Here is a 23431-nt window from a genome sequence, read left to right on the forward strand (position 1 = left end):
CCAATAGGTGGTATAGCGAGAACTCGTCCTAGAAATTGGATGGGTTCTTTTTATTTTCAGAAGGGGTGAAAGAATGCGAGTAAAAGATACTTTAAATTTAGGTAAAACTAAATTTCCAATGCGAGGCAGTTTGCCAACCAAAGAAGCAGAATGGCAAAAGGCTTGGGAAGAAAACAAACTTTATGAACGTCGTCAAAAATTAAATGAAGGTAAACCAACTTTTGAACTATTAGATGGCCCTCCATTTGCTAATGGTGACATCCACATGGGACACGCTTTAAACAAGATTTCAAAGGATATTATTGTCCGTTACAAGTCAATGGATGGCTACCGTGCACCATACGTACCAGGCTGGGATACTCATGGTCTTCCAATCGAACAACAACTTGCTAAAAAAGGTGTTAAGCGTAAGGAAATGAGTCTTTCTGACTACCGTAAAATGTGTTTTGACTTTGCCCAAGGCGAAATCAAGAAGCAAATGGCTGGTTTCAAACGTCTCGGTATTTCCGCTGACTGGGATCACCCATACATTACTTATCAACCAGAATTCGAAAAGGCTGAAGTTGAAGTCTTTGGTGAAATGGTTGACAAAGGTTACATTTACCGTGGTAAGAAGCCAGTTTACTGGTCACCATCTTCAGAATCAACATTAGCTGAAGCTGAAGTTGAATATAAAGATGTTAAGTCACCTTCAATTTTCGTTGCTTTCAAAGTACGTGATGGTAAAGGTCTTGTTGATCAAGACGCATCATTTATTATTTGGACAACTACTCCATGGACAATGCCTTCAAACAAGGCTATCTGTGTGAACCCTAAGTTCATCTACGCTGAAGTTAGCGCTGACGGCAAGAAATATGTTGTTGCTCAAGAAAGACTTCAATATGTTCAAGAACAACTAGGTTGGAAGGATGTTGAAGTTCTCAAGACATTCCAAGGAAAAGAACTTGAAGGACTTACAGCAACACACCCATTCTATGATCAAGAGTCACCATTGATTCTTGGTAACCACGTTACACTTGATGATGGTACTGGTTTAGTTCATACAGCTCCTGGATTTGGTGCTGATGACTTTGTTGTCGGTATGAAATACAAGTTGCCAGTCTTCTCACCAATCGATGCTCAAGGTAGATTTACTGATGAAGTACCTGAATACGAAGGTGTCTTCTATGACGATGCTAACAAGTTGATTGCTGACAGAATGAAAGAAAATGGTTCATTATTGAAATTAAGTTTCTTCACTCACAGTTATCCACATGATTGGCGTACTAAGAAACCAGTTATCTTCCGTGCTACACCACAATGGTTTGCATCAATCGATAAGTTCAGACAACAAATCCTTGATGAAATCGAAAAAATCGACTTTATGCCTGACTGGGGTAAAACTCGTCTTTACAACATGATTCGTGACCGTGGCGACTGGGTAATCTCAAGACAACGTGCTTGGGGTGTTCCACTACCAATTTTCTACGCTGAAAATGGCGACCCAATCATGACTAAAGAAACAATTGACCACGTTGCTGACTTGTTTGGTAAATATGGTTCAAACGTTTGGGCTGAACGTGATGCTAAAGATCTTCTACCAGATGGCTTTACATACCCTGGTAGCCCTAACGGCAAGTTTACTAAGGAAACAGATATCTTGGATGTTTGGTTTGACTCCGGGACAGCTCACTCAGGTGTTGCTAGAACTCGTGATAACTTAGTATTCCCAGCTGACTTGATTCTTGAAGGTTCTGACCAATATCGTGGTTGGTTCAACTCAATGCTAGTAACTTCTGTTGCTGCATATGGCGTTGCTCCTTACAAGGCTATCCTTTCACAAGGATTCACTCTTGATAAAAAGGGCGTTAAGATGAGTAAGTCACTTGGTAATGTTATTGCTCCTAGTGATATCGAAAGACAATTCGGTGCTGAAATCATCCGTCTTTGGGTTGCTTCAGTTGACGCAAGTTCTGATGTTTCCGTTTCAGTTGACTCATTCAAGCAAGTTTCTGAAACATACCGTAAGATTAGAAATACGATTAGATTTATGTTAGCTAATACAACTGACTTTGATCCTAAGACTAACGCCGTTGCTTACAATGATCTTCGTCCAGAAGACAAGTACATCACAGTTAAGTTGAATGATATGGTTAAAGACGTACTCGCTAACTATGACAAGTATGACTTTGCTGATGTTGCTAAATCTGTTGTCAGCTTTATCGTTAATGAAATGTCAACATTCTACTTAGACTTTGCTAAAGATGTTGTTTACATCGATGCCGAAGATTCACATGCTCGTCGTTCAATGCAAACAGTTATCTACAACGTTGTTGTTAAGTTAGCTAAGTTGTTGACACCAATCTTGCCTCACACAATGGAACAAGTTTGGGAATACCTTAAAGAACCAGAAGATTTCGTTCAATTGACAGAAATGCCTAAGGTTGAAGAAATCCCTGATCAAGCAGAAATCGAAAAAGACTGGGCTGTCTTCATGGACTTTAGAGATAACGTCTTGAAGTCACTCGAAGTTGCTCGTACAAATAAGTTAATTGGTAAGTCACTTGAAGCTAAAGTTACTGTTAAGCCAAGTGCTGAATTAAAAGCTGTTCTTAATAAAATCGACAGTAACTTCGGTCAATTATTGATCGTTTCACAATTTGAATTGACAGATTCAGATGTTGCTGATGCTGACAAGTACGAATTAGCTGATGTTCTAGTTGAAAAAGCAGCAGGCGACGTATGTCAAAGATGTCGTATGATCAAGACAGATGTTGGCAGTGATGAAAATTATCCAACATTCTGTGCTAGATGTGCTAAAATTGTTGCTAAGGAATATCCCGAAACAATGACGGATGGCTTTGATGAATAGGATAGGTGACTAAATGTTTACCGGAAAAATTATAAGATTTAATAATGATCGTGGCTTTGGTTTTATCAATAACGATGGTGAAGATATTTTCTTCTTTGCTGACTCAGTTCTTAACCGTGATGATTACTATATCAAAAACGGATTAACAGTCAGTTATGAAGTTGCACCTGGTTATAAAGGACCACAGGCTGTAAATATTAGTATTAAAGACGAGGAAGAAAGCGCTGAATAGTGCTTTCTTTTTCTTTTGTTATTATTGGTGTATTGAAGGATGCCGCCACCGGGCGTGAGGAATGGCAGTCTGCTGTGTGGACCGGTTCGAGCCAAGGTCTCTCACCTCGATTTTGAGCCGAAAACCACGTCTCAAAAACGTCCTGTGCTGTAAGACTGGAAAACCGCCAGCCTAACACCACTACCACTGCGGACTCCATCCCTCACGCCCGGTGGCTCTTGGGTTTAAAAGACATTTTTGGTAGGGGTGGATGATGGTTATTGCTCGTTTGGGATGGTATTTCTACTTTCAGAGCTTGAAAAACCAAGTATAAGTTATACTCGTATTTAATATTTACTGTATAATTGCGTAATTTATTTAAACATTGAAGAATAACTAAATATTCAACGAGTGTATATCAATAAACCAATCCCTAGCCGGAGGTTGGCAGAGAAATTCACGTGCAGTGGAGGTATAGCAAGGGCGCTAGCCCTTGCTATACAGGACGACTTTGGAGCCTTGCCGAACTGTGGCAAGGCTTCAAAGCGAGATTCGAGACCGTACTTTGGCTCGAATCGTTCCTCACAGCAGGCGAAATTTCTCTGCCAACCGGAGGCGGCAAAACCTTGTAGTTAACTCAATATCTGGTAAAATATTTGCATTGGTTCAATTTTGATAATCTCAAATAAGAAGGTCAAATAATGGAAAAAGAAGATTCAAGATACTACGAAGAAATTGTTGCCCAAAAGAGAATGTTTGGTGGCAAAATTATTGACGTTGATGTCGAACAAGTGGTTTTGCCAAACGGAATCCCTGACATTCGTGAAGTTGTTAAACATCACGGTGCTGTTGCCATTATTCCTTTTACTGATGACGGTAAAATGATTTTTGTTAGACAATGGCGGACTCCGCTTGAACAAGAAACTTTGGAAATTCCTGCCGGTAAAATTGATTCTGACGAAGGTAGCGATTTGAAAGAAGTTGCCTTGCGTGAAATGGATGAAGAACTTGGCATGACAACTGACAAGTTGGAAAAGGTTACAGCATTCTTCGCTAGTCCCGGTTATTCCAATGAGAAATTGACTGTCTTTAAGGCAACTGATTTGAAAGAAGTTGAATTCAAACGTCCACTTGATCCGGATGAATTCTTAAATGTTGAAAAATTGACATTGGATGAAGCAAAAGCTCAAGTTGAAGCTGGCGTAATTTGCGATTCAAAGAGTATTTATGCCATCACTTATTGGGAATTGCTACAAGCAAAGGAAAAATAAATGTTCGATAAAGTAAAGAACTTTTACAATTCAAAAGTTAAATCGTCTCATAAAGAAGAGCAACCGCAGACGGTCGTTCGTGCTGATCAAGTCGAAGCACAGCAACAAAAAATTCGTGAGCAAGAACGTCGTCGAGCGGAAGAAGAGTATAAACAGCAACATCCAGAGCAAATAATTCAAGAAAATTTATCATCTTTTGAAGATAAGACAAATAAATTGAAAAAAAAGTTAAATATTGCCATCATTACAGTATTCGGCTTAATTGTTCTGGTATTTTTAATATTATTTTTTATTTAAGGGGTAAAGTATGAAAATTGGCGTAATCGTTCCTATGGAAGAAGAAATTAAATTAATGAGAGAATCACTAACTGATGTTAAGAATGAATCAGTTGCTGGTGTCGATATCACTATTGGTAAGTATAAGAATCATGATGTTTACTTAGCACAAAGTGGAATTGGTAAAGTTCAAGCAGGTATCACTGCTACACTTATCAATGATCGTTACCAACCAGATTTTGTCGTTAATACTGGTTCAGCTGGTGGAATCGGTTCAGGCCTACATATCGGAGATGTTGTTATTTCTGATAAGATGGCTTATCACGATGTGGACGCTACAGGCTTTGGTTACAAAGTTGGTCAACTTCCACAAAAAGAACTTTATTTCCAAGCCGATCCTAACTATGTGAAGGAAATTGTTGCCGCTGCAGAAAGAACTGGTTTGACTTCTCGAGTAGGTTTAATTGTTACCGGAGACCAATTCGTTGACTCTAAAGAAAAAATTGCTACAATTAAAAAGTCGTTCCCAGATGCTTTAGCAGCTGAGATGGAGGGTGCAGCTGTGGCTCAAGTCTGCAACCAATTCCACACGCCATTCGTTGTCATTCGTTCAATGAGTGATGTTGGGGACGAAGATGCTAGTGTCAATTTTGACGAATTTGTTTTACAAGCCGGACGCAAATCAGTAACTATGTTGCTGAACTTTTTAGACCAAGAATAGAGGGGATTTATTGTGGCATTTATTTATTTAGATAATGCTGCCACCACACCGATGGCTACACCTGTAGTCGATGTGATCCATGACCAGATGGCAAACAATTTTGGTAATGCTTCTGCTACCAATTATTTTGGACGCCAAGCTCGCAAGGTTTTGGACGAAAGTCGCCATACGATTGCTCAAAGTATCAACGCTAAAGACTCAGAAATTGTCTTTACTAGTGGCGGTACTGAAAGCGATAATACAGCGATAATTGAAACGGCATTATCTAGACAAAAATTAGGTAAACATATCATTACAACTGCTATTGAACATGAGGCTATCCTCAAACCTTTAGCATATCTCGAAACGTTAGGATTTGAAGTAACTTATTTGAAACCTAATGAACGTGGAGAAGTGACTGCCGAACAAGTTAAAAATGCCCTCAGAGATGATACTATTTTAGTGTCGATCATGTATGGTAATAACGAAGTCGGTTCCATGAATCCCATAAAAGAGATTGGTGAAGTTCTAAAAGACCATCAAGCTTTCTTCCACACTGATGCTGTTCAAGCATACGGAATGGAAGATATTGATGTTAAAAAAGAACACATCGATATGTTATCAACATCAGCTCATAAAATTAATGGGCCTAAATTTATCGGTTTTCTTTATATTAATGATGATATTTATATTCCATCATTCATTAAAGGAGGCGACCAAGAAACCAAACGACGTGCTGGGACTGAGAATGTTCCTGCCATCGCTGGGTTTGCTAAAGCCGTTGAACTGATTACTCCGGAAGAAAAACAAGCTAGACAAGAACGTTATTTTGGTTTTAAACAGACAATTCAAGAAATTTTAAATAAAAATAATATTAAATTCGCTATCAATGGACCAACTGATATTCATGCGTTAAATCATGTGATGAATTTGTATTTGCCGGGTATTGAACGTGGCGTATTGTTAACCAGATTAGACTTGGAAGGCTTTGCTATCTCCGGTGGTTCCGCATGTACCGCAGGTAGTTTGGAACCTTCACATGTCTTGATTGCCATGTTTGGTGAAGACAGTCCGAGAATTCAGGATTCAGTTAGAATCAGTTTTGGGAAAGATAATACTGAAGAAGAAGTCGTTAAATTTACAAATAAATTGATTGAGATAGTTTCAGACTTGACTAATTAGTGAATTTTATTCAAACTTATAATTAAGATAAAATTTTTATGGGGATGGATAAAATGGATAAACGACAAGCTCAAGTACAAGGGGATCAAGAAGTTTACGAACTAAGCCCCGAAGTAAAAAAATATTCACTTTTAGATGCAGGTTTCATGGAATCAAATAAAGGTAGTTTCAAATTGGTACATCCTATCAATGGATCTTCTCCATATGAAGCTAGATATTATTTGCGTGCCACTGTTGACAAGAGTTTGGATGGTTTAAAATTAGCAATTACTGATAAGTCAGGATTGCACAATATCAATATGTTTAAGATCAAGGACACTGAAGAAGAAGTAAGTGACTACCGATACTTAATGAACTTTTTGAAAGAAAAAAACGTATTAGTTAAATAAATGAGGTTTTGAAATGGATAATAAGAAGAAGCGTGTTGTAGTAGGTATGAGTGGTGGCGTTGATTCGTCAGTTAGTGCACTTCTTTTGAAACAACAAGGCTATGAGGTTATCGGAGTATTTATGAAGAACTGGGATGATACAGATGATTCCGGTGTATGTACTTCGACAGAGGATTATGAGGATGTTGCAAAGGTTGCCAACAAGATTGGTATTCCTTACTACTCAGTTAACTTTGAGAAGGAGTATTGGGACCGCGTGTTCGAATATTTCTTGGATGAGTATCGTAAGGGTAGAACTCCAAACCCTGATGTTATGTGTAACAAAGAAGTTAAGTTCAAGGCATTCCTTGACTATGCTAACAAGTTAAACGCTGATTACATCGCAATGGGTCACTATGCTCAAAGTTTCCGCGATGATAACGGTGTTGTTCACTTATTACGTGGTGGCGATGCTAACAAGGATCAGACATACTTCCTAAGTACTGTTCAACAAGATCAGTTACAAAAGGCATTGTTCCCAATCGGTGGTATGCAAAAGTCAGAGGTTCGTCGTATTGCTGAAGAGGCTGGCCTTGCAACTGCTAAGAAGAAGGACTCAACAGGTGTATGTTTCATCGGTGAGAGAAACTTCCGTAAGTTCCTTAGCGAGTTCTTACCTGCACAAGCTGGTACTATGATGACACCTGATGGTGAAGTTAAGGGTAAGCATGCTGGTTTGATGTACTACACAATCGGCCAAAGACAAGGACTTGGAATTGGTGGAAATGGTAAGTCAAACGAGCCTTGGTTCGTAGTAGGTAAGGATATGTCAAAGAACATTCTTTACGTAGACCAAGGATATGACAATCCAGCATTGTATGCTGATCATTTGGATGCATCAGACTTATCATTTATCACAGGTTTAGACTATGGCGAGACATTCCATGCCACAGCTAAGTTCAGATATCGTCAACAAGATACAGGCGTTACAGTACATGTATTAGGCGACGGCAAGGTTAACGTTGAGTTTGATAACCCAGTACGTGCTATCACACCAGGACAAGAAGTTGTCTTTTATGATGGTGAGGAGTGTCTAGGTGGAGCTACAATTGATGCTGCTTATATGGCAGAGAAGAAGTTGCAGTATATCTAGAGAGTAAGAGAGCGAAGACTGGGCGGTTAGCTCCCGAGCATTTTTGTAACTTGATGAATTGCACGCGGTACTTTGCGGGCGATTTATCAAGTTATAAAAAGCGGAAGGAGTTGCCCAGTCGTAGCTCGTTTTAGAGCCACCGCCTATATAGACAAGGGTTTTAAAATACTTTCAATCAATAAATCAAAATATAAAATCAAAGAAGACTAACCTCAATTGAAGTTAGTCTTTTTGTTATAATAAAAAGAACTATGCGGATGTATTTCAATATATTTGTATAACTAAACATTTACAAAATAATTTATATTAAAAAAATAAACTAGTCGGAAGAGCTGGGAAATATTTGTGTGCCGTGGTTCGAGACCGTTCTTTGGCTCGGACCGTTCCGCACAGCTAGTGAATATTTCCCAGCTCTGTAGACGGCATATTTAACCACCCCGACCTTGAAAAAATCTCTTAAAAAATCCATAATTGTACTTAACTAACTTGGTAAGGTGAGAAAAAATGGAATTATATTTTGTCAGACATGGTAAGACCGAATGGAACTTAGAGGGAAAGTATCAAGGTGGACATGGTGATTCACCATTGTTGCCAGAAAGTTTGCATGATATCAGTCTGTTGGCAAAAAGACTTGAGGATACAAAGATTGACCACATGTATTCAAGTCCATTACCACGTGCTAAGACCACTGCAGAAACATTGATTAAGGATTTGAAACGAGAAATTCCTTTGTCAGTTGTTCGCGACCTACGCGAATTTGATTTGGGCATTATGGAAGGCCGTAAGTTTTCAGAATTGGAAAATGAAATGCCTGAAGTTATTTATGCCTTTAGACATCAACCATCCGACTATGATTATGATTTGATCAGGGGCGAATCATTTGAAAAAGTCGCTGAACGCACAACTAAGGCTGTGAAAAAAATTGTGGCTGAAAATGAAGCAAAAAGTAATGTTGTCATTGTCAGTCACGGAGCTGCTTTAGTTACAATGATTCAATCGTTGTTGGGTACTAAAGTCGCTGATATTCGCAAAAATGGGGGACTCTCAAATACTAGTTTGACTCACCTTCGTTTTGAAAATGGCGAATTTAGATTAATTAAATGGAATGAAACAGGTTATCTGGACAAGAAGTTGGAAAGTTCAGATACCATTTGAGGTATTTATGAACAAGCAAGCAGAAAAATTATTTAACCAGGGTGACAAGGAAGCTGCTATCAAGTTGATTGTGGCTGACTTGAATAAGAACCCGAAGCAATTGCCCGAAATTTTACAATTATCGACTTATTTAGTTCAGGCTGGCGATTTGGAACAAGCTGAAGAGTTGTTGGCTCGTTCTTTGGAAATGTACAAGGATAATCAGGATTTACTTTATAATCTTGGAAATGTGTATTATCTGGCTGATAAATTTGACAAGGCCAATGACATTTTTCAAAATTTGGTCAACGATGATTATGCATTTGAAGCTTATTTTATGTTGGCTAAAACTTTGGACCAACAGGGCAAACGTCAATTGGCTATTATGTATGCTTTGACCGCTGCTGAAAAGTCGCCCAAGGATTTACAAGCAAATGAGCTATTAGCCGATTTATTGCTTGCTAACGGCAATTTCCAAGAGTCCTTAGGATTTTACAAGACTGCCAATGAAATCAAGCCACAGGCCAAGTATTACTTTAATATGGCATTGTGTGCGATGAACTTGCACCAAGATTACCAAAACTACTTGGATCAGTCGAAAAAACTCGATGAAAAGTATTATTTGAAGAATGAAAAGAAACTAGCTGAATTACAAGAATTTATCAAACAAGGAGATAGCGATGACAGAAAGTGACGAGAAACCATATTTCTTGGGTACTGTCAAAGCCATCTTTTTTGAAAATCCCGAAAATCTCTATAAGATCTTTACGATTAAAGTTAAGAAAACCAATACTGGCTGGGACGGTGGCGATATCGTTGTTACTGGTAGTTTTGGCGAAATTGTTGAAGAAGAAGAATATCGTTTTGAAGGCGAAATCGTTGATCATCCTAAATATGGTCAACAATTTAAAGCTACAACGTACAAACGTAGTCGTCCCAATGGTCGTAAGCAATTAATAGCTTTCTTTTCGAGTGAAGAGTTCCCTGGTATTGGGAAGAAAAAGGCGGAGAAAATTGTTGATACATTGGGTGAAGATGCCATCGACAAGATCTTACAGGATCCGCATGCCTTGGATTTTCTAAAACTTGGTGAAGAGAAAACTCAAAATATTGTGGAACAAATTTCCAGCAATCATCAAACAGAACAAGTTTTATATCAATTGAATAATTACGGCTTTGGTCCAACGTTGAGTGCTCGTATTTTTCAAAAGTATGGTGCGCAAACACTCGATAAATTGACTGAGGATCCGTATCAGTTGGTCATTGATGTCAAAGGTGTTGGATTTAAACGTGCTGATGAATTGGCAAAACGCTTAGGTATTACGGGCGATGACCCCAGACGTATCAAGGGTGCCTTGATTCAAATGGTGACCTTAATTGTCAATGAAACAGGTGACACGTATGTCGACGGTCAGGATTTAATCCATCGTGTTGGCAGTATTTTGCGTGCTAATTCAACTGATGATTTACAACAAAAATTACTTGATGGTTTACGTAATTTAGTTAAAGACGGCGTACTGGTAGTTGAAAATGGCAACGTCTATGAAAAAGATTTGGCTGATAGCGAATGGTCTATTGCCCAATCTTTGAAGATGATTACTGACAGTTTCAAAGGCGTGGCTTGGAAGAAAAAGGCCATGAAGAAGGAATTGCATCAGATTGAATCGGATTTCAACGTTAAATATGATGAGTCGCAAGAAAAAGCGATTGAACAGTCTTTGACAGCTCCGATATTTCTACTCACAGGTGGTCCCGGAACTGGTAAAACAACCATCATTAATGCCATTGTCGCAGCCTATGCCAAGTTAAATGACATGCCACTTGAACCAGAGTCCAAAGAGTATGCAATTGCTCTAGCGGCTCCTACAGGACGTGCAGCTAAACATATGGGCGAATCAACTGGTTTGCCAGCGATGACGATTCATCGTTTGTTAGGATTAACTGGTACCGAGGACGATGAATTTGCGGAACCAAGTTTAGATTGTAAATTGTTGATTATTGATGAAATGTCGATGGTCGATACGAAATTATTTAAAGTTTTAATTTCCGCCGTTCAACCAGGGACACAAATCGTCCTAGTAGGTGACCGTGATCAGTTGCCATCAGTTGGACCCGGTCAAGTCTTTGCTGATTTGATCAACAGTGAAGTTTTCCCAACTATGATTTTGAAAAATATTCACCGTCAGGATGAGGATTCAACGATTATTCAGTTGGCTCATGATATTAATGAAGGTGTTATCGTTGATGGCATCTTTGAAAATCGAGCTGATAGAAGTTTTATCAACTGTAATAGTCGTGATGTACCACATGTTTTGTCACAGATTATCAGCAAGTCCGGTGAACGTGGCTTCGATATTGCGGATGTCCAAGTGTTGGCGCCAATGTATCGTGGTACCGCTGGAATCGACAATTTGAATTATGTGATTCAAAACGTTGTTAACCCAATGACACCTAAGCGTAAAGAGGTTTCGATGGGTAACATCAAGTATCGAATCAAAGATAAGGTCGTTTATTTAGTTAATACGCCTGAGGATAATGTTTTCAATGGTGAAATTGGTCAGATTGTCGGAATTATTTTGGCAAAAGAAAATACTGACAAAGTTGATAAATTAGTTATCGATTTTGATGGCAATGAAGTGACTTTGGACCGTAAGGATTGGCTCAATATCACCTTGGCTTACTGTACTTCAATTCATAAATCACAAGGTTCTGAGTTCGAAATGGTTATTTTGCCACTAGTGAATGAAGAATCACGGATGTTACGTCGTAATTTGTTGTATACAGCTGTTACACGTGCTAAGCGTCTGTTGATTATGGTTGGTGACCGTAGTGCGTTTGAGCGTTCAATTAGAGATCAGTCGAGTGAACGTCAGACGACTTTGAAGGAACGAATCTTTACTAGTTTTAAGATTAAGCAGCCGGAAACAGAGACTGAATCTCCTGATGAAGAAGTTGAACCAGAAGAGACTGAACCAAAGGATTATCGCTTAACACTTGATATGGTTATGAATAATGCGATTAATCCGATGATTGGGATGGATGGCGTTATACCTAGTGACTTTATGAAGGAAGATAAGGCAGTTTAAAAGAAAATTATGTGTCCACAAAGAAGCATATTCTCGTGATGTGCTTCTTTTTTTGTTGCCAAAGATAATTTTTAGAGTATTATTTTATTGCTACCAAAAATTATAAGGAAAATTAATTATGCAAAATCTTAGTTATACGAATATTGTTTTAGCATTACTAATCTTGTATGTGGTAATTAAGCGTCAGTTGGAACCGAGAATCGTTAAGTTTAAACCAGAGTTTTTCATTGTGGTTATTTTATTGGGAATTTCTTCAATTGGGGATGCTGTGAACAAACAACATCTTAATCTTGCCCAGAATAAAATTATTATTTTTGGAATACTTAGTTTGATCAGTGCAGCTGTTTTTGCGGCATTGCGAGCCCTATCGTATAAGTTCTGGCTTGATGATGATAAATTAGTCATGCGAGAAGGAAATTGGTTAACGATTATCTGGTGGATCATCGGTATCGGAATACACGTAGCGGTTGATCGAATATGGACTGGAAGTTCAGTGACGTTATTATTGTATTTAGGGGTAACTTTGTTAATACAGCGGGGAATGGTTTGGTATCGAGCCTCATCTAAATTTCCCCAAGAAATATCAGCTAATGTAGCTGCACAACAAAAGAATAGAAGTAGACATAATAGACGTCATTAATAATAAAATTGAAGAGTATTTGTGAGAAACCGAGAAAAATATTTTCTGGCTTCTTGCAAGTACTTCTTTTTTTGAAAAATGATCATTTGAATCAGAAAATATCATCCAATATTGGGGCAATTAATAATATTTTGCTCAGTCCGTATCATAATGTTTATATATATGCCTTGTTCATTTTTATATATTTAATAATTTTGAATTTAAAGAATAAACAGAATTCAACTATCAGTGAGGTGTAGAATTGTTTAAATTTCCAAACTATATTTTTGAGTAAACTTAGTTGAAAATACGTCAATAAAGTGTGTAATATATCAGGTATGATGAATACAGCAGATAACAAACAAATAGCGGTTTTTAAGGCTTTAGCTGATCCAGTAAGGTTAGATATTATTCAATATTTGAAGCAGATTGACTGTGAGATTTCTTGTGGTGAAGTGGGTAAAGCCGTTAATATCAGTAAAACCTCAGGTTCATACCACTTTAAGCTACTTCAGGATGCTGGATTGATAAATGCCAGAAAAGAAGCACGTGAGAAATATGTCAGTCTTAATCAGACAACTTTTGATAAGTATGTAACTAATTTTTATAAAAATATTTAAGGGCGTATATTTACGCTCTTTTTGTTTGCACTTTTCTCCTTGTCAGGAAATCTGCGTCATGTTAATTTTAAATAGTTCAAAATATTTTGAACTATTTTTTAGAAAACATGAATGGGGAAAATTAAATGAAACAGAAGCAAGTTAATTCAAACTGGGTGTTAGTTTTAACGTCATTGGGATTTTTCATGTCGATGATGGATTCCATGATTGTGACGACAGCTTCAACTGCCATCAGAAATGATTTTCATATTTCGGTTGATATGTTGCAGTGGGCGATGAATTCATACAATATTACGATTGCGGCAGTTCTCTTAGTGGGAGTTTCTTTAGGTGAACGGTTAGGACGCCGTAAAATTTATAATTTAGGGATTTTGATTTTTACTATCGGTTCGGTTTTATGCGCGTTGTCGAACAATATTGAATTTTTGATTATTGCTCGAGTTGTTGAGGGTATTGGAGCATCAGTAATGACGCCGATGTCGATGGCAATTTTGACGAATACTTTGCCAGTTTCGGAGCGTGGAAAAGCACTCGGAATTTGGAGTGGAATCGGTGGATTGGCACTGATCGTTGGTCCATCATTGGGTGGATTTATTGTCGCCAAGTTAGCATGGCAGTGGATATTTTGGATCAATGTGCCAATTGGTATTTTAGCAATTTATTTATCTATGAAAATGTTGCCGGAGAGTACTGGTAACAGTTACAGAGTTGGTATGATTGATTCAATTTTAATCATAGTTGCATCGACGAGCATTATCTGGTCCTTATCAGCGATGACATCTGCCAGCTCAATTGTCTGGCCACTCTTGATTGGAATTCTAGGATTATCAACTGGAGTTTGGTTTGTATTACGTCAAAAGGTCGAAGAAAAGCCAATGATTCCCTTAGACTTCTTCAAATCAGTAGCTTTTACAGGCGGAAATGTTGCCACGTTTTTACTGTATGGTTCAATGTATGGCGTAGTATTTTTTCTACCACAATTTTTACAAGTTGTTGGTGGTGCAGATTCATTGGTGGCTGGATTAGAGATACTGCCCTGGACGGGAACCTTGGTAGTGGTGGCACCATTTGCTGGAAATGCAGTCGATAAATACGGAGAGCGGCTGATTGCAACGTTGGGATTGCTGTTTCAAGGCATCGGCTATATTTTGATAATGGTTTTAGTAAATGATCACAGTCCATATCTAAATATGGTTGTACCATTAGCTATTGCTGGGGTTGGATTATCGATGGCTGGTCCGGCACTTCAAAAAGTGGTTTTAGGTGCAGTTGCGAAATCCGAGATTGGTAAAGCATCAGGAGTTTACAATGTTTTTCGTTTATTGGGTGGTGCAGTTGGAACAACAGTTTCAGTAATTATCTTTTATCAATTTGGTGGGATGAGCAATTTAGGGCTATTTACTAGTGGTTTTCGAGCCGTGATGTTGAGTGCGGGGATTATTTCTATTTTAGGAATGATTTTTTCATTCAGATTTAAAAAGTCGTCAGATTAAAGTGGCTTGAAATTTATTTCTTTAACAAAATTACTAGAACATATTTGTACCCAAAATTGTAATCGCTGACTATACTCATGGTACCAAGATGATTTTTTATTAGAATTGTCGTGGTTAAAAATTAAATGAGTTATTTTTCTGTTTGGATGTGATCTCAAAATGAATATCAAATTACAGGAATATGATAAAAATAATATTACCCAAAGTATGCTTGATGATTATCATCTTAATCCCGATGATAATATCGGTGGTCCACAATCAATCATTGAACGAAGTCGAACCAATTTGCATATGCAACCAATGATGATTCTTGATAACGATAAATTGGTCGGATGTTTCTGCCTGCATACAGACGACGGGCCATTGCTGTATGATGGGGATTCGCAAACGGATATTTTAGTACGAGCTTTCTCGATCGATAGCCGTTACCGTCGCCGTGATTATGCCTTAATAACATTGCTGAAACTATCTGAGTTTGTTTATTTTAATTATAAGCAAGTTGATCGAATGATTTTAGGCGTTAATCCGACTAATTTAGCTGCCCAAGAACTTTATCTAAAAGCTGGTTTCGTATATTCAAACAAGCGAGTACAAGGAAAATTGGGTGAAATTTATGTTTATCATAAAAATATTTAAAATAATGACAAACTGTATAGCTGAGTATTACTTCAATAGTCTCGATGTACAATTATTTCATTAATTGTCGATTGGAGATAACACATGACTGATACCGATACGAATAAAATTACGATTCAAAAGTATTTTAAATTGTCTGACTATGCTTCAAGTGATATGAATTCTTTAAAAGCAATTATCGATTTGTTTAGTGATGAAGCAAAGATTAAATCGGGAATGAATGAAACAGCAACAAATAAAAGTGAAATAGCTGATTTCTTTAGATCATTCTTTGGACGCAACCAGCAATTGAAGCATCTGTTTGAAATTAGGGATGTCGACAATAATTATCAGACCGAATGGGTCGTAGCTGGTTTGAAGAGTGATGGCTCATTGTTTTCACTACATGGGTTTGACTATTATCAATTTGATGATGCTGGTAAAATCGTTGATTTGAAGGTTGTTATTTCATAGATAGACGATGAAATGTCATCGCATTTCGAATAATAAGATAAATAAGACAGGTCAATCCAGTTTTGGATTTGGCCTGTCTTATTTATGTTGTGGTTCTCGTTCAAGTCTATGTTCCAAAATGATTTTAAGCTTTCTTCTTTTTGAATATAAATGCAGTCACTAAGCTAGCAAAAATCGGTGGATATTCTAATGAATACATATCTAAAAATGAGCTATTCAACTTATTGTGTAAGTGAACTTTTATATTGTGTGTAGTATGTGTAATTTGACTATTTAATTTTGTTACTTTTTTATCAACGATAGTTGTGATTTGTTTTTTGATGGCAATATCAGCGGATTCAGGTAAAGGAGTACCTAATGCATTTTGTTTTTGAGTAACAATATTGGTGTATTCAACATTGATCATTTTGTTCTTTTTACTGTTATTAATTGTGTTGCTTTTGACTTTATTAGAACTGTTTACGTTATTGCTATTACTTGAGATTAATTTGTTGTGCAAATGATTTTTAATGGTTGTCTTAGAATTATTGGGAATATCTATCTTATCAACTTGACCAATTGCGTAGTGATAAGTTTCATGTTTGGCATCAGTTATGTTTCCATTTAGCATTGATAAAAAGAGTGCTATTCCAATTATAATTCCGACATTTCTCATAACATTTAGCACGTTTTGTCCAGCAGTTAATTCAGTTCCTTGTAGTTCGGCAATGCCGACAGTTAAAGCTGGACCACTGATGAATCCAATTCCGAAACCGATAATAACATCGATTATGTATAACTGATTCCAATTATTTGTCACATTTAAGTTGCTTAACATATAGATACCAATACCAGATGCTAAAATTCCGGCTCCAATTAGGATTCTATTTGAAATTTTACCGATTAAGGAAATTGATAATGGATTGAAGATTAGCATGGCGACGGACATTGGAGTTATTAATAAGGCTGCCTTTAGTTGTGATACATCAGTAATTTTTGTTAAGTAAGTTGGGATAATTCCAATGAAACTAGCTAAAGTGATAAATGCAATTAAGATACTTGTGATTGAAGCTATAAAATCACGATTCTTAAATAACTTCATTGGAATAATTGGATCATTAGTCTTTATTTCCCTGAGAATGAACAATAATAATAGAACGATTGAACTAATTCCACATCCGAGTGTTTTAAGGCTTGCCCAGCCCCAATCACGACCATCAACCAAGGCAGTTGTCATTAGTAGTAGTGTTCCAACGATTAAAGATGTACCAATGGCATCCAATTTAACACTCTTCGTTATTTCATTTTTCATTGATAATGTGGATAGGGTACTTATTAGCAAAATAATGACGATTGGTATATTTATGAGGAATACCCAGTGCCAACCGAAATATTGTGAGATAATGCCACCAATGGCTGGTCCCATAGCAGAACCTAAGGCCTGTGTTACACCAAGGATAGCAATAACTTTAGCACGACGTTCTTTACTAACAATATTTAAAGATATTAGCATTGCAGCAGGTAGCATTGTGGCGGCACCGATACTCTGAATTGCACGACCAATCAATAGAATATTTAGATTAGCTGAAGTTCCACTAACAATGGAACCAAATAGGAAAACTAATAGTGCTAGATTAAGAAGTTTGACTCGACCGAACATATCTCCTAGACGTCCGACCGGAATTAACAGTGATGCAAAGAGAATTGTATAAATATTAATCGACCATGATAGGTTGGTTAGCGATACATTAAAAGCTGTCTGAATTTTAGGTAAGGTGATATTCATAATACTCGTATCCAAGATTACTAAAAATCCAATAATGGACATTGTAATAATTATTGTATTTTTTTTGCTTGTACTAATATTTCTCATGATTTTCACTCCCGTTCTTTTCTTGTTTCGAGAGCATTATTATCCAAATATTTATAAACAACCATCAACAAAACCATAATCGTAATAAATTTGAGGTGAATGTAATGGATAGAGACACATCAACAGAAGTTGTAACGCGGATGCATAGGCAAACAGAATATTGGATCAAGGAATCTTTAGTTGATTTATTAGATATTTATAGTTTTGATGAAATTACTGTTAAGCAAATTGTTGCTACAGCTAAAATTTCACGACCAACTTTTTATCGTCATTATTCTACTAAGGATGACGTTCTTGAAGATTTAGTTAATGACATTATTAGTGGATATATTGAGAGCACAAATAATAATTCAGTACTTGAGTTTGATAATGTATTAGAAAATTATTTCAATTATTTTGAGAGTAAGAAAGATACTATGCGTATTTTGATTAAGGCTAATCTGGCAGATTACTTTACATCGGCTTTTACTAAGAAATTTATTGTCGAAATAAAAGATACTCCAGCTCCATGGAGAAAATGGGATAATGATTTGCAAGTAAGCTTAGGTGTTCAATTTGCCACTGGTGGACTTATCAATGTTTTGATTGGTTGGATTGCTACAGATTGTAAAATCAATAGTAAGATAATGATTCAGGAATTGATGGCGACCATCCAAGGATTGGGGTAAATAGTTAATCTTAGTTTTTTATGTTTAAATCAAATAGAGACTGCAATCGAATTTCAGATTGCAGTCTCTATTTGTCTATAAATATACAAAATTACCGAATGTGTTTAGTTTGATTAAATAAAATTGTCATTTTTTGAACAATGAATTAAGGTTCAGTAATTGTAATAGGAGGTGACAATTATGATTACTAATAAAATTATTGAAACTTTGGAACCTTTTTTATTGAAATGGCATAATAAAATTCAATTTAATGATGTTATACGAAAAACTGCCGTATTGATTTTTCGATTTGTATTGATTGAACAAATAGAAAATAGTTGTAGAAAAATTCAAATAAATGGCATTATAATTATGGTTATTTTTAGTATAAAAAAGCTCGTAAACTAAATCCATAAGAGTATGTTAAGGTTAATTTTAAACAGTTGTATTAACGTCCTCAAGGTTCGATATTCAGATAACTATTTTTGTGACAAAGATTGATCAATGAGTTAAATAGTTGATATACGGGGAATTACACATATAATTACAATACGATGAGAGGAGAATAGTCATGACTGTTAAAACACGTAAACAAGGCAATTCAATAATGATCGCAGTACCTTCACAATTTAAGATTGGTGAGAATGTTGAATACAATCCAGTTTTGGATGATAACGGAGTACTGTCTTTTGTTCCGGTGCACAAAAATTTATTTGATCAACATCCTGAATATGATTTAAGGTCTGCGATTAAGTCCATGAATATCGGTGATAACGGTAAGGCTGTTGGTAAAGAGAATGTCTGGTAATGATGATTCCCCAAAACAAGGTGATATTGTTTGGATAGATGCTGAACCACATGCTGGTCATGAATATGGTGGTCATGATTCTAAAGACAATATTCGTAGACCGATGTTAGTTATTAGTTCTGATACGTATAATAGGAGAACAGGTATGATTACTGGTTTTCCGATTACATTTAAAATACCAACAGATTTTTATGCTTCTTTGAAGTTAAAAAATGATAAAATTCATGGATATATAATTCTTAGTAATTTATTAGGTTATGACTTTTCTGCAAGACGTGGGAAAGTTGTTAGTCATGTGAATAAACAGTTAAAAGAACAGGCTCTGAGTGCGATAAGAGATATTTTTTCTGTTTATTGAATATTAAGATTGTTCATCTTTTGATGTGTTCCCCAAGTTTAAGTTAAACTTGGGAAGTACACATCTTTTTTATAGTTGTTTGGAGCATCTTGTTTATTTTTAATATGAAATATAAAAAATGGCAAGTTGTATACTTCACCATTAAATAGCTAATAATGAACGAAGCAGCAAAGAATAAAAACGAAATCTCTGAATTTTTTAGATCATTCTTCGATCGCAATAAGTAATTAATGCATATTTTTTAGACTAGAAGTATCAATGATGATTACAAAACAGAGTGGGTAGTTGCTGGATTAAAGAGTGATGACACACTATTTTCTTTACACGGATTTGATTTTTATCAATTTGTAAGATTGTTGATTTATAAAGTTGTTATTGAGTAATTAAATAAGATCCAATACCTAGATGATTGATGGGTTCTTTCTTAAACCTGGTTAGTAAAAATAAAAGAAGTTGTTTTCTACTTGATTGGTTAATCAAGAGGAAAACAACTTCTTTTTGACTATCTCCTTTATGAAGGCACAAATGGTACTAAATCAAGTTAAGTATTTCTGTTAAAAAGGCCCAGCGGGATAACCTTATAACCAAATGTAAGAAAGAACCAATTCTTTTCTAAGCTTCTTTTTTTATAGGCAACCAAAATAGATGATGATCAACTTGAAAGTGTAAGTTAAATTCATGTTTATCTAGTTCTTCGCCATCCATTTGTCCAAATTGTTTGGGCGTATTACGAAGTGTGAAGTCGTTTCGTTCAATATGCCAAACGTTCTTATCTTGTAAATGGGAGCCGTCCGTTAACAATTTACTCAAAAGTTTTACAAAAGTCATGCCGGTAATCTTTTTAACAATCACCAAATTTAGATGATGATTGAATGGATTGGCTGTTGGATCAATCGCAAAGCCACCGCCAAAGTAGGGATGATTAGTTGCGACAACAATATAAGCTGAACCGAAATGTTTCTGCTTTTGTCCGTAGTCCACATCCAATACGAAAGCAGGTTGACGTTTGACAGCTTTTAGCAGATTAGTTAAGTAGGAGAGTGTACCGAGTCGCAATTTATTTAGAAATTCTTTACGCGCTGAGTGATTGGTATAGTAAACGGTACTGGCATCAAAGCCGATACCAATATTATTAATGAAATAATGGGAAAAAGTTGGTCCAGTTGCTTTACCAATATCAATTTTTCGAGGTTGTTCCAGTGACAAGATAGATTGCATCAAAGTAACCGGATTTTTGATTTTCAATTTGATTCCGCGGCTAAAGTCATTTCCTGAACCTCCGGGAATATACCCTAAAGGAGTGTCAGGATAGTTGGATTCCTTAACGCCATTCACACACTGATTGAGTGTACCGTCGCCGCCAATGACGACAATTTTAACATTAGGAGTTTGCTGATTAGCTAATTCCTTGGCAATTCTGACACCATCGCCATCTTTTTTTGTTAAGTGAATCTCATAGTCTAAACTGATTTGGTCAAGAAAGTTTGTTACTTTCTTACAAGCATTTTTGGCATGTCCATTACCAGCATGATAGTTGAGAATTATTTCAATTTTCGTTGTTTTAGTCATTTTAAATACCTTTAATTTGGATGACGTCTCCGGGGTTGCGAGTATACATTTGCTTTGCGAACGAATACTTGCAGCTCTTTCGACTGATTTATATATAATTACTTTAAAGTACAATTATATAACTAAGTTCATAATAAAAAAACGTGGGCTGAAAGAGGCCAAAACAAAAAAAAGAAGATCAAATGATCTTCTTTAGATTGAAGTTCCTATTAACATTGGTAGAATAACAGGATTTCTAGCTGTACGTTTGTACAAGAATTCTTGTAATCCTTCAATAATGACACGTTTTAAAGTAGCTTCTGTAACTTTTTCATCTTCTTCGTCGAAGGTATTCTTGATCAAGTGGAAAACACGTTTTTGTGCTTGGTTGATCAATTCACCAGACTCACGCATGTAGACGAATCCACGTGACAAGATATCTGGTCCTGCTAAGACGATATGTTTTTGATAATCGATTGTAGCTACGACGACAACCATTCCTTCTTCGGAAAGAACTTGACGGTCGTGAATAACAACGTTACCGATATCACCAACGCCCTTACCATCGACGTAAACATCGCCAGCAGGGAAGTGACCAGCTACATGAGCTGTATCTTTTGTAAGTGCTAGAACATCACCGTTTTCCAATAGGAAGGAGTGATCTTGTGGCACGTCACACAATTCAGCTAATTCAGTGTGAATCTTCAACATTCTGTATTCACCGTGAATTGGCATGAAGAACTTAGGCTTCATTAAACGAAGCATCAATTCTTGTTCCTCTTGACCACCGTGACCAGAAGCATGGATGTTGTTAACTTTACCATGAATAACTTCGGCACCAGCTTCAGAAAGTTGGTTGATCAAGTGGTTAACACTGATTGTGTTACCAGGGATAGGGTTACTTGAGAAAATAACCGTGTCGCCTGGTTGAACAGTAATTTGTCTGTGAGTACCGTTAGCGATACGACTCAAGGCAGCTAATGGTTCACCCTGTGATCCAGTACATAGAATCAAAGTTTCATTAGCAGGTGTCTTGTTCAAAGCATGTGGGTCAATCAACATGTCGTCAGGGATATTTAAGTATCCTAGTTCGCGACCATTTTCGATTGCACCTTCCATACTTCGTCCAAAGACCGCAATTTTACGTCCTTGTTGAATCGCAGCATCCACAGCTTGAGAAATACGGTAAATATTTGAAGCAAAGGTAGCAAAAATGATACGACCTTGAATTGTTTCAAAGATTTGGTGGATTGTTAAACCAACGGAACGTTCTGACTTAGAAAAAGTTGGGATTTCAGCGTTTGTACTATCTGATAGGAGACATAAAACACCTTTAGCACCAAGTGCAGCCATCTTTTGTAAGTTAGGGGAAGGTAATCCGGCAACTGGAGTTAAGTCAAACTTAAAATCACCAGTTTCAACAATGATTCCTTGAGGTGTATGAACAGCAATACCTAAGGTATCAGGGATTGAGTGAGTTGTTCTAAAGAATGAAACACTTGTCTTAGGGAATTTGATAACATCATCTTCGTGTAAGACGTGCATTTCAGTTGTTCTTAGTAAGCCGTGTTCTTCCAATTTACCCTTAATCAATGCACATGCTAGTGGACCGGCATAAACTGGAATATTGGGAAGCTGTTGGAGAAGATAAGGGATACCACCAATATGATCTTCGTGACCATGGGTGATAAATAGACCCTTAATCTTGTCTTTGTTTTCTACTAAGTAACTGTAATCGGAAATGACATAGTCAATTCCTAGAAGTTCGTCTTCTGGAAATTTAATTCCGGCATCAATAACGATTAATTCGTCTTGATATTGAACTCCGTACATATTTTTACCGATTTCGCCAAGGCCCCCGATGGCAAAAACAGCAACTTCATTATTTTTTACTTTAAACGACATTAATTAAAACTCCGTCATTTTAAAATCAGGGCTCTTCTTCTCGTACTCTAAGTGCTTTTCGTCGAGTTCCTGAATAAATTCAATTTCGTAGTTAGTGTTATTTTCAACTGCTTGACGTGCCTCAATACTTGAAGCAGCATCCATGTAAAGTGAATGTGTAAATTCACGACGGGGGTTATCTAGTTCACTTGTTTGATATAAAACTTTATAAATCAATATTAAATTTCTCCTTTAATCGAATTAAATGAAACAAGTCAGTT

The 23431-nt window shown here is 36.7% G+C and carries 24 protein-coding genes; 20 read left to right on the forward strand and 4 right to left on the reverse strand.

What is annotated here, in order from left to right; genetic code table 11:
• The first annotated feature begins 73 nt into the window (after positions 1 to 73).
• From ileS to JP39_RS04755, 16 genes are all read left to right on the forward strand, one after another.
• A complete protein-coding gene (gene ileS / locus JP39_RS04680) occupies positions 74 to 2851 on the forward strand; it encodes an isoleucine--tRNA ligase (RefSeq protein ID WP_041499467.1) in 2778 nt (925 codons plus the stop codon).
• A gap of 13 nt (positions 2852 to 2864) precedes the next feature.
• Complete coding sequence (locus JP39_RS04685) at positions 2865 to 3083, forward strand: cold-shock protein (protein WP_041499466.1); 219 nt, start codon at positions 2865 to 2867, stop codon at positions 3081 to 3083.
• 680 nt (positions 3084 to 3763) lie between these two features.
• On the forward strand, positions 3764 to 4333 hold the full coding sequence (locus JP39_RS04690; RefSeq protein WP_041499465.1) for an NUDIX hydrolase: 570 nt from the start codon (positions 3764 to 3766) through the stop codon (positions 4331 to 4333).
• Complete coding sequence (locus JP39_RS04695; RefSeq protein WP_041499464.1) at positions 4334 to 4630, forward strand: hypothetical protein; 297 nt, start codon at positions 4334 to 4336, stop codon at positions 4628 to 4630. It abuts the gene before it with no gap.
• Between the two features lie 10 nt (positions 4631 to 4640).
• The gene (locus JP39_RS04700; RefSeq protein ID WP_041499463.1) at positions 4641 to 5330 is read left to right on the forward strand and encodes a 5'-methylthioadenosine/adenosylhomocysteine nucleosidase; all 690 of its coding nucleotides are present in this window, start codon (positions 4641 to 4643) and stop codon (positions 5328 to 5330) included.
• Positions 5331 to 5342: 12 nt separating this feature from the next.
• Positions 5343 to 6491, forward strand: coding sequence for a cysteine desulfurase family protein (locus JP39_RS04705; protein WP_041499462.1), 1149 nt, complete (start codon positions 5343 to 5345; stop codon positions 6489 to 6491).
• A gap of 53 nt (positions 6492 to 6544) precedes the next feature.
• Positions 6545 to 6880: a hypothetical protein gene (locus tag JP39_RS04710; RefSeq protein ID WP_041499461.1), complete on the forward strand. Its 336-nt coding sequence runs from the start codon at positions 6545 to 6547 to the stop codon at positions 6878 to 6880.
• 13 nt (positions 6881 to 6893) lie between these two features.
• Entirely contained in the window at positions 6894 to 8012 is a 1119-nt protein-coding gene (gene mnmA / locus JP39_RS04715; protein WP_041499460.1) for a tRNA 2-thiouridine(34) synthase MnmA, read from the forward strand.
• A gap of 504 nt (positions 8013 to 8516) precedes the next feature.
• On the forward strand, positions 8517 to 9167 hold the full coding sequence (locus JP39_RS04720; RefSeq protein WP_041499459.1) for a histidine phosphatase family protein: 651 nt from the start codon (positions 8517 to 8519) through the stop codon (positions 9165 to 9167).
• 7 nt (positions 9168 to 9174) lie between these two features.
• Positions 9175 to 9840 carry a tetratricopeptide repeat protein gene (locus JP39_RS04725; RefSeq protein WP_041499458.1) on the forward strand — a complete coding sequence of 222 codons (666 nt, stop codon included), beginning with the start codon at positions 9175 to 9177 and terminating at the stop codon, positions 9838 to 9840.
• Positions 9827 to 12232 (forward strand): SF1B family DNA helicase RecD2, encoded by a 2406-nt coding sequence (gene recD2 / locus JP39_RS04730; RefSeq protein ID WP_041499457.1) that lies wholly within the window; start codon positions 9827 to 9829, stop codon positions 12230 to 12232. Before JP39_RS04725 ends, recD2 begins: the two co-directional genes overlap by 14 nt.
• 118 nt (positions 12233 to 12350) lie before the next feature.
• Entirely contained in the window at positions 12351 to 12872 is a 522-nt protein-coding gene (locus JP39_RS04735; protein WP_041499456.1) for a hypothetical protein, read from the forward strand.
• Between the two features lie 317 nt (positions 12873 to 13189).
• Positions 13190 to 13471 (forward strand): ArsR/SmtB family transcription factor, encoded by a 282-nt coding sequence (locus JP39_RS04740; RefSeq protein ID WP_041499455.1) that lies wholly within the window; start codon positions 13190 to 13192, stop codon positions 13469 to 13471.
• A 125-nt stretch (positions 13472 to 13596) separates the two neighbouring features.
• Complete coding sequence (locus JP39_RS04745; RefSeq protein WP_041499454.1) at positions 13597 to 14964, forward strand: MFS transporter; 1368 nt, start codon at positions 13597 to 13599, stop codon at positions 14962 to 14964.
• 159 nt (positions 14965 to 15123) lie between these two features.
• The gene (locus tag JP39_RS04750; RefSeq protein WP_048698671.1) at positions 15124 to 15600 is read left to right on the forward strand and encodes a GNAT family N-acetyltransferase; all 477 of its coding nucleotides are present in this window, start codon (positions 15124 to 15126) and stop codon (positions 15598 to 15600) included.
• Between the two features lie 84 nt (positions 15601 to 15684).
• Positions 15685 to 16053, forward strand: a complete 369-nt coding sequence (locus JP39_RS04755; protein WP_041499453.1) for a nuclear transport factor 2 family protein — start codon at positions 15685 to 15687, stop codon at positions 16051 to 16053.
• A 124-nt stretch (positions 16054 to 16177) separates the two neighbouring features.
• Here the strand turns inward: JP39_RS04755 and JP39_RS04760 are convergent, their stop codons facing one another.
• Positions 16178 to 17905: an MFS transporter gene (locus JP39_RS04760; protein WP_041499452.1), complete on the reverse strand. Its 1728-nt coding sequence runs from the start codon at positions 17903 to 17905 to the stop codon at positions 16178 to 16180.
• A 104-nt stretch (positions 17906 to 18009) separates the two neighbouring features.
• Between JP39_RS04760 and JP39_RS04765 the strand changes: the two genes are divergently transcribed.
• The 4 genes from JP39_RS04765 to JP39_RS04780 all read left to right on the forward strand — a co-directional run bounded on the left by JP39_RS04765 (position 18010) and on the right by JP39_RS04780 (position 19718).
• Positions 18010 to 18573 (forward strand): TetR/AcrR family transcriptional regulator, encoded by a 564-nt coding sequence (locus JP39_RS04765; RefSeq protein ID WP_041499451.1) that lies wholly within the window; start codon positions 18010 to 18012, stop codon positions 18571 to 18573.
• Between the two features lie 180 nt (positions 18574 to 18753).
• Positions 18754 to 18960: a hypothetical protein gene (locus tag JP39_RS04770; protein WP_041499450.1), complete on the forward strand. Its 207-nt coding sequence runs from the start codon at positions 18754 to 18756 to the stop codon at positions 18958 to 18960.
• 163 nt (positions 18961 to 19123) lie between these two features.
• Positions 19124 to 19360: a type II toxin-antitoxin system PemI/MazE family antitoxin gene (gene mazE, locus JP39_RS04775; RefSeq protein WP_041499449.1), complete on the forward strand. Its 237-nt coding sequence runs from the start codon at positions 19124 to 19126 to the stop codon at positions 19358 to 19360.
• The gene (locus tag JP39_RS04780) at positions 19350 to 19718 is read left to right on the forward strand and encodes a type II toxin-antitoxin system PemK/MazF family toxin (RefSeq protein WP_041499448.1); all 369 of its coding nucleotides are present in this window, start codon (positions 19350 to 19352) and stop codon (positions 19716 to 19718) included. Before mazE ends, JP39_RS04780 begins: the two co-directional genes overlap by 11 nt.
• Before the next feature lie 612 nt (positions 19719 to 20330).
• Here the strand turns inward: JP39_RS04780 and JP39_RS04785 are convergent.
• The 3 genes from JP39_RS04785 to JP39_RS04795 form a co-directional block, all read right to left on the reverse strand.
• The gene (locus JP39_RS04785; protein ID WP_041499447.1) at positions 20331 to 21287 is read right to left on the reverse strand and encodes a diacylglycerol/lipid kinase family protein; all 957 of its coding nucleotides are present in this window, start codon (positions 21285 to 21287) and stop codon (positions 20331 to 20333) included.
• Positions 21288 to 21479: 192 nt separating this feature from the next.
• Positions 21480 to 23171, reverse strand: coding sequence for a ribonuclease J1 (gene rnjA / locus JP39_RS04790; protein ID WP_041499446.1), 1692 nt, complete (start codon positions 23169 to 23171; stop codon positions 21480 to 21482).
• A gap of 3 nt (positions 23172 to 23174) precedes the next feature.
• Positions 23175 to 23387: a DNA-directed RNA polymerase subunit epsilon gene (locus tag JP39_RS04795; protein ID WP_041499445.1), complete on the reverse strand. Its 213-nt coding sequence runs from the start codon at positions 23385 to 23387 to the stop codon at positions 23175 to 23177.
• Positions 23388 to 23431: the final 44 nt, after the last annotated feature.

The sequence above is a fragment of the Companilactobacillus heilongjiangensis genome, from assembly GCF_000831645.3.
Lineage (GTDB): Bacteria > Bacillota > Bacilli > Lactobacillales > Lactobacillaceae > Companilactobacillus > Companilactobacillus heilongjiangensis.